This is a genomic window from Variovorax sp. V116 (assembly GCF_041154435.1).
GTDB classification, from domain to species: Bacteria; Pseudomonadota; Gammaproteobacteria; order Burkholderiales; family Burkholderiaceae_C; genus Variovorax; species Variovorax paradoxus.
This window is the reverse complement of sequence record NZ_AP028661.1, coordinates 2,406,486-2,419,129: the sequence shown is the minus strand read 5'-3', so window position 1 is coordinate 2,419,129 and position 12,644 is coordinate 2,406,486. Positions and strand designations below refer to the sequence as shown.

Here is a 12,644-nt window from a genome sequence, read left to right as displayed (position 1 = left end):
GCGAAGCGCCGGGCCGCTACCGGATGTTGATGGTGCGCGCCACGCTCGGCACGCCGCTGCTGTCGAGTGCGAACAGCATGTAGTTGCCCGGCAGCACGGTCCCGTGATCGGTCGGAATGCCCAGCTGGTAGCTGCCTGCCGTGCCCGTGAATGACAGCGGGATGCGGCGCTGATCGGTGTTGACCGAGTGAGTGGCCGATGCCATGCGCACCAGCGCAAACTGGGCCGCCGCGCGGTCGGTCGCCACGGTGATCTGGCTCCCCCATGTGGCGCTGGCCGGCGCGGCCGTGATGGCCGGGCGGGACGCCGGCGAACCGTCGCTCGCCAGCAGGTACGGTGGCGTGTAGATCTCCGCATCCGGGTGGTCGCCCGCACAGTCGCACAGCCCGCCGCCGCCCGCCAGCACGCGTCCGTCCAGCAGCAGAAGGGCCACGCTGTGATAGTTGCGCGGTTTCTGCATCGGCGGCACCGTGATGAAGCTCTCCAGCACCGGGCTCCACAGCTCGGCCGCCAGCACACTGTAGGAGTCGGAAAACGGAACGGGCTGCGTCTGTCCGCCTATCACGAACACCTCGCCGTTCGGCAGCACCACGCTGTTGACGAAGGTTCGGGCATAGGCCATCGGCGAAAGCTTGCGCACCGTGGGCGCCGCCGGCGCGCCAGCGCTGATGTCGATGATGTAGGCGGTCTTGAAGGCGTCGCCGCTGTCGTGGTTGGGCGCGCCGCCGAGCTTGAGGATCTTGCCGATGTCGTACATCACGGCGCTGGCGGTGATGGCATAGGGGTCGTCGCTGCGTAGCCCGGCCTGCAGGATGGCGCCGCTGCCGCGCGTGTCGATCCAATGCATTGCGGCAGCAGGCCCGGCGTGGAATACCCAGCCGTTGGCGGCGCCGAACAGCCACATGTGGTTGTCGCCCCGGTAGACCCCGGCCGCGTCCGGGCCGGCCAGCGGTGGGTCCGAGACATTGCTCGCATCGGGCATGTTGGCCGGTACGTCGGACAGCGTGCGCCAGGTCTTGGTGGCGGCCGACCACACCTCGCCGTACTTGCCGCCCTGCCCGCCGTTCCACGAACCGCCGACTGTGAACACGGAGCCGTCGGACATCGTCGTGCTCGCCTGGTAGGCACGTGCAATGCCGAGTTGCGCACCCGTCACCCAGCCGCCCAGCGCCGGGTCGTAGATCGAGGTCTTCGTCGCATCGCTGCCGCCGCTGACCAGCACGCTGCCATCGGCCAGCATGCTCAGGCCAGGGCAGAACATCTGGTGGCCTGTGGCCGTGACCACCAGCGGGCTGGCGCTTCGCGTGACGGGGTCGAACACCGAGGTGTAGGTGTACGCCTCGCTGCTGTTCGTGCTGAAGCTGGTGGGCGAGCGGGCTGCCCACAGCAGCAGCTTGCCATCGGGGAGGTTGGCGGCCGATGCGGGCACGAGTGGCAGCGCGATCAGATCGGACCAGGGCTTGACCGCGGCGGTCGATTGCGCCGCGGTGTATCCGGCTGCCGTGAACAGGTACTCGTTGGCCGGCAGCCACTTCCCCTTGAATCGGGAGCGCAGCCGGACCACGAGCCCCGCGCCGTCGATGGGAAGGTTGTTCACCGTCAGCGTTGTCGCACTTGTCGACGTGTCCACCACGGGTGTCGCCGAGGAGGCCGACAGGATCGTCAAGCCGTACTGGGTGGCACCCGTGTTGTTCCAGACGAAGGTCGCGCTGCGGGTGGCGAACTTGGTGCCGGGGGACGGACTGGTGAGGGACGCCGGCTGTCCGTCTGGTGGCACCGGCTTGCTTGCCGATGCGGAGGACGTGCCCGCCAGCTTCGGATTTGCGCCCTGCGCGCGGGCGCCGCCTCCTGCGTCACCGCCTGACCAGACCAGGAACACCAGGGATGCATAAGCAAGCCCGCGCGCGGCGCGCGGCGATGGAACGCTGGTCATCGCTGCTCCTTTATTTTTGTCAGGTCGCAGCTTATTCCTTGTACGCGCAATAAACAATACAAAAGTATTCAGTTATACCTTCAAAGGCCCAGCTGCTTGATCGCGCCCCGCGCCGCGGCCGCCCCGCTGGCCATCGACGCCGTCAGCAGGTAGCCGCCGGTCGGTGCCTCCCAGTCGAGCATTTCCCCCGCCACGAACACGCCCGGCACCGCGCTGGCCATGAGCACTTCGTCGAGCGCCTCGAAGCGCACGCCGCCTGCGGTGCTGATGGCTTCGTCGATGGGCCGGGTTGCGACCAGCCGCAGCGGCAGGGCCTTGATCGTTGCCGCCAGCTGCGCCGGGTCTTGCATCGCTTCGCGGCCCAGCGCCTCGTGCAGCACGCCGGCCTTGATGCCTTCCAGTCCGAGCCGGCTCTTCAGGTGGCTGCTGAGCGAGCGGGCGCCGCGCGGATGCTTCACGGCCGCCAGCACCTGCTCGGCGCTGCGGTCGGGCAGCAGGTCGAGCAGCAGCGTGGCGCTGCCGTGCGCGGCGATCTCGTCGCGCAGCAGGGCCGAAGCCGCATAGATCAGGCTGCCTTCGATGCCGGTGGCGGTGGCAACGAATTCGCCCTTGCGCGCGAAGCGGCGGCCCTGGCTGTCGGTGAACGAAATCGCGACCGACTTGAAGGGCTGGCCCGCGAAACGGCTCGCGAAATGCTCGCTCCATCCTGCCCCGTCGAAGCCGCAGTTGGCAGGCAGCAGCGGCGCGACATCGATACCGCGCGCCTGCAGCCACGGCGCCCATGCGCCATCGGAACCCAGCCGCGCCCAGCTCGCACCACCGAGCGCGAGCACCACCGCATCGGCCTTCACGAGGGCCTCGCCCGTCGGAGTGGCAAAGCGCAGCGAGGCGGCGGCCAGCGATGCATCGCCGAGCCAGCGGTGGCGCATGTGGAACTGCACGCCCGCCGCGCGCAGCCGGTGCAGCCAGGCGCGCAGCAGCGGCGCGGCCTTCATGTCGGTCGGAAACACGCGGCCCGAGGTGCCGACGAAGGTCTCGATGCCGAGGCCGGCCGCCCATTCGCGCACCTGCTGCGGACCGAAGCGGGCGAGCATCGGTTCGAGCTGCGCACGGCGCTCGCCGAAGCGGCTCATGAACACATCGAAGGGCTCCGAGTGCGTGAGGTTCAGCCCGCCGCGGCCAGCCAGCAGGAACTTGCGGCCCACCGAGGGCATGGCGTCGTAGACGTGCACCTGCACGCCGGACGCGCTCAGGACTTCGGCCGCCATCAGGCCGGCCGGTCCGCCGCCGATCACGGCGACGGTTTGGGAAAGAGTCATTCGAGAGTTACCAGTTCGCCCTGCCCGGTCAGGAACGCGGCGCGCACCAAGGCACCGGGATAGGCATGTTGCACGGCCGCGCGATAGCGCTGCATCTGTGCGATCAATTCCGCGTCCCGTTCGGGGCGCGCAGCGGATTTGTAGTCGAGGATCCACCAGGCACCGCTGGCGCGCTCGCGCACCAGCCGGTCGATGCGCAGCGTCTCGCCTTCGTGGACCAGCGTCACTTCGTTGCCGTGCCAGTCGATCATGCGCTCATCCCACGCCCAGGCGCCGGCGCCCGCGCGGATGCGCTCGGCCAGCACCGCGGCGCCGCGCGCCTGCTGCGCGTCGAGCATGAATTCACGGGCCGCGGCGCGCACATGCGCGGGCGGCAGCGCCTCGCCCGGCAGCGCCCATTCGAGCAGCCGGTGCATCGCCTGGCCGAAGGCGGCAGCCCGCGCATCGACGGTAGCGCTTGCGGCTTTCCTGGTGGCCGGTGATTCCTTGGCCGCAGGCGCGAGCACGGGCATCTTCTTCATCGAGAAACTGCCGCCCCCGGTCTCCACCGGCAACGCGAGCAGCGGCTCATCGGCTTCGACGGGTTCGCACATCGATTCGAGCCGCGACCACCAGCTGCCCTCGTTGGCCCGGGCCGGCTGCACCGACGACAGCACGAGGCGCTCGCGTGCCCGCGTGGTTGCGACGTAGAGGCCGTTGAGCTCCTCGCGATGGCGCGCGCGCTGCTCTTCCTCGAGCAGCGTGGCCGCGCAGCCCGGCGGCGTCTTTTCGCTCGCCAGGAACACGAAGCGCGTGGGCGCGCTGTCGCTGCCTTTCCATTCGACCAGCACGCCCATGGTCTGGGCGCGCGGCGGCGGCGCGTCGCAGTCGAGCATGAGCACGGTGTCGGCCTCCAGGCCCTTGGCGCCGTGCACGGTGAGCAGTTGCACTGCATCGGGCACGGCGACGGATGGCGCCCTGACGCCGCCGGCGCGCAGCGCGCGCACCAGCGCATAGGGCGTGGCAAAGCGCGCGCCCTCGATCTCGAGCGAGGCCGCCAGCAGCCCGCGCAGATTGGCCAGCGCGCTCTGGCGCATGGCCGAAGGCATGGCGGCGCCGAACCTGGCCAGCACATCGCCATCGTGAAAGATCGCGCTGAGCGCGTCGTGCGGCGGCAGTGCGGCGAGCCAGCGCTGCCACTGCTTGAGCCTGGCGCCGGCCGCGGCCAGTTCCGCCGGCAGGCCCTCGCCTTTCTGGACCAGCGCGAACCAGCTCGACGACGGGTGCTCGCGCTGGCGCAGCGCCAGTTGCACCAGCGCATCGTCGCCAATGCCGAAGAGCGGCGACTTGAGCGCGCGCGCCAGCGAGAGGTCGTGCGCGGGCGACACCAGCGCATCGATCAGCGCCACCACGTCCTGCACTTCGGGGGCATCGTGCAATTCGTTCTTCTCGGGCTGCTGCACGGGAATGTGGCGCTGGCGCAGCGCGTCCTGCATGGCGGACAGCCGGTTGCGGCGGCGCGCCAGCACCATGATCTGGCGCGGCGGCGTGCCATCGGCAATACGCTGCGCGACCCAGCGCGCGGCCTGTTCGCATTCCTTTTGCAGCAGCTGCTCTTCGGGCAGCACCCGCGGCGTGACGAGGCTGTCGCGCCAGTGCAGCATGCCGTCGTCCGCGGGCGCGGCCTCGGCGGTGGTATCGAGGGCGCCGCGATCGATGGGCGGGAGCTTGAGCAGCTCGCCCTGGTCGTTGCGTTCGGTGGTGTGCGCGCGGTAGCCGTCGAACTCGCCGGCGTCCTGCGCGGCCAGCATCGCCTGGTTGACGAGGCCGACCACCGCACGCGCGTTGCGGTGGGTGTGGTCGCAATTGAGCAGCTCGCCGCCCAGCCCTTCGCGCACGAATTTCTTCGCGGCGATGAACACCTGTGGCTCGGCGCGGCGGAAGCGGTAGATGCTCTGCTTCGGGTCGCCCACGATGAAGACGCGCGGCGCTTTGCCGCCCGCGCCGGTGTAGGCACTGAGCCAACCGTAGAGCGCCTGCCACTGCAGCGGATTGGTGTCCTGGAACTCATCGATCAGCAGGTGCGCGATGCGCGCATCGAGCCGCTCCTGCACCCAGCCCGACAGCGCCGACTGGCCCAGCAGCAGTTGTGCGGCCTGTTCGACGTCGTTCATGTCGACCCAGCCATGGGCGCGCTTGACCTCGGCGAAGGCTGCGATCAGAAGGCGCGTGAGTCGCGTCATGCGCTGCTGGTAGAGCCAGGCCGCGTGCTGGGCCTGCGCGGCGCAGAGCGTCTGCAGCTCGGCCTCGGCCTCTTGCGCGGCGGGATATTTCTGCAGGTTCTTGTTGAGCCGGTCTTCGGTCGCGACGAAGAAGTTCTTGCGCAGGTGCGCCAGCGCGGACGCGAGCGACTCCTGCGGCGGCTCGCCGGTGCCGAACACGTCGATGACCGCATCGGCCGCTTTCTGCGGCGTCTTGTTGGCTTCGCGGCCGAGCGCGGCGGCGCGGTCGAGCCAGCGGCGCCGGGCCTGCTCGCCGCGCAGTGCCTCGGTCGGTTCGTCCAGGCCTTCGAGCGACGGATGCATGGCGCTGAAATGCTGCACCGCCGACGCCGGATCGGACAGCGAGAACTCGACCCGGCGCGTGAGCGCTTCGCCCAGGGCCTTGGCGGTCTGCGACCGGCCGTAGGTGGCGACGACGGCGTAGTAGTCGGCCAGCGCTTCCTTGTCGGCCGTCACCGCTTCGAAGAAGGGGCGCCAGGTCCGCGAGCGCGCCTCGGCATCGTCCTCGAGCAGTTCGTAGTTCGCGGGCAGGCCGAGTTCGCGCAGCACCGCCAGCGGCGCATTGCGCAGCAGGCCCGCGAACCAGGCGTGGAAGGTGCGGAACTGCACCGGCCGGCCGCCTTCGAGCAGGCGCCTGTAGAGGCCTTGCAGACGCGGCACGGCGGCCAGCGCGGCATCGGGCCCGACGCCGCGGATCACGAGCTCGCGCACCAGCTCCTCGGGGCTGCGTTCGGCGAACTGCTCGAGCCATTGGTCGAGCCGCTCGCGCATCTCGCCGGCGGCCTTCTTGGTGAAAGTGATGGCCAGGATCTCGTGCGGCTCGCAGGCGGATTCGCCTTCCTCGAGCAGCGCGCGCAGGATGCGCGACACCAGCATCCAGGTCTTGCCCGCGCCGGCGCAGGCTTCGACGGCCACCGAGCGCCGCGGATCGCAGGCGACGGTATAGAAGGCCTCGCGCGTGACGTGCCGGCCGTTGTGTTCGTAGGCGGCGCCGTTCATTTCGCGGGCCCTCCCTCGGCCAAAGACGAAAGCGGGGCCTGTTCGATCTCCCAGAAATCCTTGCGGCAAAGGCCGCGCGCCGCGCAGTAGTCGCAGACGGCGCCCTCCCCCAGCGGCGGCAGCGCCGCGCCCTCGGCGATGCGGGTGAAGTCGTCGAGGATGCCGGCCACCAGCGCATCGCGCGCCTCCACCACCACGGGCTGCTCGACGGTCTGCGTGCCGGACGACTTCTCGCCGACGTTGACGTAGGCCGCGCGCAGCGTGTCGTCGGCCACCAGCGCGGCATAGAAGGCGAGCTGCGTGTCCTCGGTCGGGTCCTTCACGCGCTCCTTGGTGACAGCGGCCGATTCGGTCTTGTAGTCGATCACGAAGGCCTGGCCGTCCGGCATGCGGTCGATGCGGTCCAGCCGGCCGACCAGCTGCAGGCTGCCCAGCGGCTGTTCCATCCAGGGCTCGGATTCGGCGAACACGGCGCCGCTCGCCTCGTGTCCGGCAAGCCATTGAAGATAGCCGTCGCGCACCGCCGGCCATGCCGCGGCGAAGGGCAGGAACTCGGCATCGGACAGTCCGAACTCGCGTGTGGCGCGCTCGGCCGCTGCACTGATGTACGCCACACGCTCGGCGGCATCGCTGGTCGGCTTCTCCTTCAGCGCCTCGTGGAAATGGCCCAGCACGGCATGCAGCCAGTTGCCGAAGTCGCGCTTGTCGACTTCGGCATCGAGCTCGTCGGCACTTCGCAGGCCCAGCTGCCGCAGCGCGAAGAAGCGGTAGGGGCAACGGCGCAGGTCTTCATAGACGCTGGTCGAGATGTTGCGCAGTGGCAGCAGCGCCCCGGACGGCGTCGGGTAGGCGGTCGGCTGCAGCGCCACCTCGCGCGGCGTGCGCGGGTCCGCCGCCATCTGCAAGGCGTGGTCGAGTTGCAGCGCCTGCACCAGCGGGCTCGGACGCACCGGCTCGCCGCTCGCATCCGACTGGCGCCACAGCACTTCGCAGCGCGGGTTGCACAAGGCCGCGGCCCAGGCCGAGCGTTGCGCGGCCTCGAGCGTTTCGCGCGCGGGCAGGCCCAGTTCGGCGCGCTGCGCGGCACTCCAGTTGCCGGGCGGCTCGGGCGATGCGGGCAGGCGCCGGTCGTCACAGCCGGGAATGACCACGGCGCCGAACGCGCGGCCCAGCAACTGGTGCAGCGGCAGCACCACCACCTGCGGCGCCTCGTTGCCGGCGGGCGGCACGAAGCTGGCGTCCTCCAGCACGTCGCGCACCCAGGCCGTGAACTCGGCCAGCGTGTGGCGTCCGCCGGGAAATTCGTCGTCGTCGCCGTGGGCATCGGCATCGAGCCACAAGGCGCCGATCACCTTGGCGCCGGCCATGTCGGCTGCGAGCGGCTCCCATTGCTCCCCGGCCTCGAGCAGTTCGCGCAGCGCGCGCAGCCAGTCGGCCAGGGGCCGCGAGCGGGCCATGGCCATGCGGCGGCCTTCGACGGCTTCGGTGAAAGGCAGCAGCGCGATGTCCTGCGGCTTCTCGCTGCGCGCGGCCTGGCCGCACCAGGCGGACCACTCGCGCACGCCTTCGCGCCGCAGCCGGGCTTCGAGGGCCTGGGTGGCGAGCGCATCGCCGTCGGCGCCGCTCTTGAGCCATTCGAGCACCTGGTCGCTGCCGGCGTCGTGCGCGCAGGCGCGCAGCGCGCTCATCACGGTGGCGGCGGCGCGCGTGGTGGAAAGCTTCCAGCCGGTTTCGTCGTGCGCCGTGACACCCTGCGCCTGCAACTGCGCGCCGATGCGCCGCGTGAGCGCCCGGTCGGTCGCGATCAGTGCCACCGGCGCGCGGCCCTCGGCCAGGTGCCGCAGCACGCAGGCGGCGGCCAGTTCCGCCTCGTCTTCAGGGTCGGCGGCGACATGCGCGGCCGCCGTGATGGCCGCAGGGCTCACGGGCACCAGCGAGAGATGGATGGCGCGGTCGCCCCACAGGCTGCAGAGCGTCTGCGTGAGCGGATCGGCCTGGAAGCCTTCGAGCACGATCAGCGCATCGACCTGCGCACGCACCGTGTCGCGCAGCAGCACATCGGTGGCATAGCCCGAGTTGGCGGCCCAGGCCACCGCGACGCGGATCAGCGCGCTTTCAATGCGGAACCATTCCGACTCGCTGCCCGCATCGGCCACCTGGGCCGCGCGCTGCGCCCATTCGCCGCCGCGTACCTCGGGCAGCGCGGCGGCCGCCAGGGGCGCCAGCTGGTAGGCCAGCTCGACCACGCGCCCGGCCAGCGCGAAGCGTTCGGCGGCAAAGCCGGCCTGCGACAGCAGCGCTTGGGCCGTGACCAGGTCGCGCGCCATGTCGAAGGCGATGTCGTAGCCCGTGGGCAGGAAGCCCCCTGCGCTGCGTGCCCAGTTGCGCGTGGTCTCGAAGCGCGGCGCGAAGCCGGGGCTGCCGCAGCGCGACCACATGCCGTGGGCCACACCCATCAGTTGCGCGTACGGCACCAGCACCACGGTGCGCGCCGCATGCAGCCCGTGCTGCGCAACGGCGCCGGCAATGCGCGCGACGACGCCCTCGGCGGGGTCGCACCACAGGGCCTGGACGGGGTGGCCTTCGTTCATGTTCTATCGAGGGGTTGGAGGGCGTGGAGGCGCAACGCGCAAAGGGCTTTTGCTATCGGCGCCATAGCGTTCCCGCATGGCACCCCACCCCTTGGTTTCTGTCACAATGACCAGCACTTTAGCTGCACCGAAACTCTCCGCGCACAAGGACACATCACATGGCCAGCGACCTGATCAAACACATCTCCGATTCTTCCTTCGAAGCCGACGTGCTCAAGTCCAGCCAGCCCGTGCTGGTCGACTACTGGGCCGAATGGTGCGGCCCCTGCAAGATGATCGCACCCATCCTGGACGAAGTGTCGACCGCCTACGAAGGCAAGCTGCAGATCGCCAAGCTCAACGTCGACGAGAACCGCGACATCCCGGCCAAGTTCGGCATCCGCGGCATCCCCACGCTCATGCTGTTCAAGGACGGCCAGCTGGCCGCCACCAAGGTCGGCGCCATGAGCAAGGCGCAGCTCACGGCCTTCATCGACCAGCAGCTCGCCTGAGGCATTTCACCCGGCCAGCGCGCAATGCGTTGGCCGGACGGTTTTTTGCTGTCATAATCTCCCACAGATCACCGGCCCCTTCGAGGTAACCGGTTCGAGTTCCCCGGTTTGTGAGGCAGCTCTCGCCTCACATCAAACCTCCCCCCGTTTTTCCGATCGATTGCCCCGCAAGGGGTCATTCCATGCACTTAAACGAACTCAAGGCACTCCACGTGTCTGAAGTCCTCAAGCAGGCTGAAGCGCTTGAGATCGAAAACGTCGGCCGCATGCGCAAGCAGGAGCTGATGTTCGCGATCATCAAGAAGCGCGCCAAGGCCGGCGAACAGGTCTTTGCCGACGGCGTGCTCGAAATCCTGCCCGACGGCTTCGGCTTCCTGCGCAGCCCCGACACCAGCTTCACGGCCAGCACCGACGACATCTACATCTCGCCGAGCCAGGTGCGCCGCTTCAACCTGCACACCGGCGACATGATCGAAGGCGAAGTGCGCACGCCCAAGGACGGCGAGCGCTACTTCGCGCTGACCAAGCTCGACAAGGTCAACGACGGTCCGCCCGAGCAGAACAAGCACAAGGTGATGTTCGAGAACCTGACGCCGCTGTTCCCCAAGGAGCAGATGAAGCTGGAGCGCGACGGCATCAAGAGCGACGAGAACATCACGGGCCGGATCATCGACATCATCGCCCCCATCGGCAAGGGCCAGCGCGCCCTGCTGGTGGCGCCGCCCAAGAGCGGCAAGACGGTGATGATGCAGCACATCGCCCACGCGATCAGCGCCAACTACCCCGAAGTGCACATGATGGTGCTGCTGGTGGACGAGCGGCCCGAAGAAGTGACCGAAATGCAGCGCACCGTGAAGGGCGAGGTCATTGCCTCGACCTTCGACGAGCCCGCTGCGCGCCACGTGCACGTGGCCGAAATGGTGATCGAGCGCGCCAAGCGCCTGGTCGAGCTCAAGAAGGACGTGGTGATCCTGCTCGACTCGATCACCCGCCTCGCGCGCGCCTACAACAATGTCGTGCCCTCGTCGGGCAAGGTGCTGACCGGCGGCGTCGACTCCAACGCGCTACAGCGCCCCAAGCGCTTCCTGGGCGCCGCGCGCAACGTCGAGGAAGGCGGCTCGCTGACCATCATCGGCACCGCGCTGATCGACACCGGCAGCCGCATGGACGAAGTGATCTTCGAAGAGTTCAAGGGCACCGGCAACTCCGAAATCCACCTGGACCGCCGCCTGTACGAAAAGCGCGTGTTCCCGTCGATCCAGCTCAACCGCAGCGGCACGCGCCGCGAAGAGCTGCTGCTGGCGCCCGAGATCCTGCAGAAGACCCGCATCCTGCGCCAGCTCATGTACAACATGGACGAGATCGAGTCGATGGAGCTCATGCTCAAGAACATGAAGGCGACGAAAACGAATGTCGAATTCTTCGACATGATGCGTCGCGGAGGCTGAGCACCACGCTCGCCGCAAAAGCGCGTTGGCCCTCGGGTCAACGCGCTTTTTTCATGGGCGGTCGATGATGCGGATCGCCCGGCCCTCGGCCGCGCTCTGCTGGCCGATGTCGAGCAGTTCCATCAGCGCGACAGCCTGCTCGGGCGGCACCGGGTTCGGGCCGTTGCCCAGGATCGCGTCGCGCACCGCGGCGTAGTAGTCGAGGTAGTTGCCGGCCCGCGTGGGCCAGACCCGGCGCTGCGGCTCGCCGCCGTCGCTGGCGGGCACCACGAGTTCGCCGTCCTGCGGATCGGCGCCCCACCCCGCCATCGGCGGCCGCTGGCCGGCGCGCAGCGCGTCTTCCTGCGGATCGACGCCGTGCTTGATGTAGCTGCCGCGCGTGCCATGGACGATGTAGCGCGGCGCGGCATGGGCCGCGAGCGTGGTGGCGTGCAGCACCACGCGCAGCGGTGCATGCGGGCCGCTTTCGTAGCGCAGCACGGCGTGGAAATAGTCCTCGACCTGCGCGCCGTCGCGCAAGGCCGCGGTGTCGAGCTGCAGCGTGTCGGGCCTTCCGAACAGCTGGACCGCCTGGTCGACCAGATGAGCGCCCAGGTCGACCCAAAGGCCCGCGCCCGGCACTTTCTGCTCGCGCCAGCGGTCGCGCACCTCGGGGCGAAAGCGGTCGAAATGCGATTCCAGGTACACCAGCCGGCCGAGTTCTCCGCTCGCCAGCAGGTCCTTGAGCGTGAGGTAGTCGGCGTCGAAACGCCGGTTCTGATAGACCGCCAGCACACGATTGTTGCGCCGAGCCAACAATTCGAGCTCCCTGGCTTCGGCCACGTCGAGCGTGAACGGCTTGTCCACCACCACATGCTTGCCGGCCTCCAGGGCCGCCTTGGCCACGGGATGGTGCTGGGCGTTGGGGGTGGCCACCACCACCAAGTCGATGTCCGGCCGGCCCACGAGCGCGGCCGCATCGGGCACCACGGCCACGCCAGGCCAGTCGGCGTGGACCTTGTGCGGGCGGGAGCTTGCCACGGCCGCCAGTTCGAGCCCGGGCACGGCCGAAAGCACCGGCGCATGGAAGGTCTGGCCGGCAAAGCCATAGCCGACGAGGCCGGCGCGCAGGGTTCTGGAGGTCATCTGGAGGGCCGTCCTTCGCTCAAATCAGGACAGTATGCGATAATCGCCGGCTCCGCGAAAAGTGCAGCCGGGCGTCTTGCCCTGCGAATTCCCTCCTGGGAACGGCTTGCCCCTCTTGGGCACGCTTGTGGCTCTCGCATCGACCCCAAAGGAAAGACCATGGCAAAAGAAGGCATCCACCCGAACTACCGCGAAATCCTGTTCGTCGACATGTCGAACGGCTTCAAGTTCGTGACCCGTTCGTGCGCGAACACCAAGGAAATGGGCAAAACCGACGACGGCCGCGAGCTGCCGCTGTTCAAGCTCGACACCACGAGCGAATCGCATCCGTTCTACACGGGCACGCAAAAGTCGGTCGACAACATGGGCGGTCGCGTCGAGAAGTTCCGCAACCGCTTCGGCAAGACCACCGGCGCTGCTTCCAAGTAAAGCACGCGCTTTCGCATCGAGGGCAGCCCGGTTTACCGCGCTGCCCTT

8 protein-coding genes are annotated in these 12,644 nt (G+C 69.0%); 3 read left to right on the top strand and 5 right to left on the bottom strand.

Annotated elements, in window-relative coordinates; genetic code table 11:
- Positions 1-16 precede the first annotated feature (16 nt).
- The 4 genes from ACAM58_RS11435 to ACAM58_RS11420 all read right to left on the bottom strand — a co-directional run bounded on the left by ACAM58_RS11435 (position 17) and on the right by ACAM58_RS11420 (position 9,103).
- Positions 17-1,933: a galactose oxidase-like domain-containing protein gene (locus tag ACAM58_RS11435; protein WP_018906126.1), complete on the bottom strand. Its 1,917-nt coding sequence runs from the start codon at positions 1,931-1,933 to the stop codon at positions 17-19.
- 80 nt (positions 1,934-2,013) lie between these two features.
- Positions 2,014-3,252 carry a TIGR03862 family flavoprotein gene (locus ACAM58_RS11430; RefSeq protein ID WP_018906127.1) on the bottom strand — a complete coding sequence of 413 codons (1,239 nt, stop codon included), beginning with the start codon at positions 3,250-3,252 and terminating at the stop codon, positions 2,014-2,016.
- Positions 3,249-6,512, bottom strand: coding sequence for an exodeoxyribonuclease V subunit beta (locus ACAM58_RS11425; RefSeq protein WP_018906128.1), 3,264 nt, complete (start codon positions 6,510-6,512; stop codon positions 3,249-3,251). Before ACAM58_RS11425 ends, ACAM58_RS11430 begins: the two co-directional genes overlap by 4 nt.
- Positions 6,509-9,103 carry a PD-(D/E)XK nuclease family protein gene (locus ACAM58_RS11420; protein ID WP_018906129.1) on the bottom strand — a complete coding sequence of 865 codons (2,595 nt, stop codon included), beginning with the start codon at positions 9,101-9,103 and terminating at the stop codon, positions 6,509-6,511. Before ACAM58_RS11420 ends, ACAM58_RS11425 begins: the two co-directional genes overlap by 4 nt.
- 158 nt (positions 9,104-9,261) lie before the next feature.
- On the opposite strand from ACAM58_RS11420, the gene trxA reads away from it, so the two are divergent.
- Together trxA and rho are read left to right on the top strand one after the other, a co-directional pair.
- A complete protein-coding gene (trxA, locus tag ACAM58_RS11415) occupies positions 9,262-9,594 on the top strand; it encodes a thioredoxin TrxA (protein ID WP_012747433.1) in 333 nt (110 codons plus the stop codon).
- Between the two features lie 182 nt (positions 9,595-9,776).
- Positions 9,777-11,042, top strand: a complete 1,266-nt coding sequence (gene rho, locus ACAM58_RS11410) for a transcription termination factor Rho (RefSeq protein ID WP_012747432.1) — start codon at positions 9,777-9,779, stop codon at positions 11,040-11,042.
- A 51-nt stretch (positions 11,043-11,093) separates the two neighbouring features.
- Here the strand turns inward: rho and ACAM58_RS11405 are convergent, their stop codons facing one another.
- Positions 11,094-12,167, bottom strand: coding sequence for an oxidoreductase (locus tag ACAM58_RS11405; RefSeq protein WP_012747431.1), 1,074 nt, complete (start codon positions 12,165-12,167; stop codon positions 11,094-11,096).
- Between the two features lie 159 nt (positions 12,168-12,326).
- Here ACAM58_RS11405 and ACAM58_RS11400 point away from each other — a divergent pair, with 159 nt between their 5' ends.
- The gene (locus ACAM58_RS11400; protein ID WP_007836661.1) at positions 12,327-12,596 is read left to right on the top strand and encodes a type B 50S ribosomal protein L31; all 270 of its coding nucleotides are present in this window, start codon (positions 12,327-12,329) and stop codon (positions 12,594-12,596) included.
- Positions 12,597-12,644: the final 48 nt, after the last annotated feature.

What these genes read in the sequence shown, in the direction of transcription:
- ACAM58_RS11435 (WP_018906126.1), bottom strand. Translation starts at nt 1,933, where the DNA reads ATGACCAGCGTTCCATCGCCGCGCGCCGCGCGCGGGCTTGCTTATGCA.
- ACAM58_RS11430 (WP_018906127.1), bottom strand. Translation starts at nt 3,252, where the DNA reads ATGACTCTTTCCCAAACCGTCGCCGTGATCGGCGGCGGACCGGCCGGC.
- ACAM58_RS11425 (WP_018906128.1), bottom strand. Translation starts at nt 6,512, where the DNA reads ATGAACGGCGCCGCCTACGAACACAACGGCCGGCACGTCACGCGCGAG.
- ACAM58_RS11420 (WP_018906129.1), bottom strand. Translation starts at nt 9,103, where the DNA reads ATGAACGAAGGCCACCCCGTCCAGGCCCTGTGGTGCGACCCCGCCGAG.
- trxA (WP_012747433.1), top strand. Translation starts at nt 9,262, where the DNA reads ATGGCCAGCGACCTGATCAAACACATCTCCGATTCTTCCTTCGAAGCC.
- rho (WP_012747432.1), top strand. Translation starts at nt 9,777, where the DNA reads ATGCACTTAAACGAACTCAAGGCACTCCACGTGTCTGAAGTCCTCAAG.
- ACAM58_RS11405 (WP_012747431.1), bottom strand. Translation starts at nt 12,167, where the DNA reads ATGACCTCCAGAACCCTGCGCGCCGGCCTCGTCGGCTATGGCTTTGCC.
- ACAM58_RS11400 (WP_007836661.1), top strand. Translation starts at nt 12,327, where the DNA reads ATGGCAAAAGAAGGCATCCACCCGAACTACCGCGAAATCCTGTTCGTC.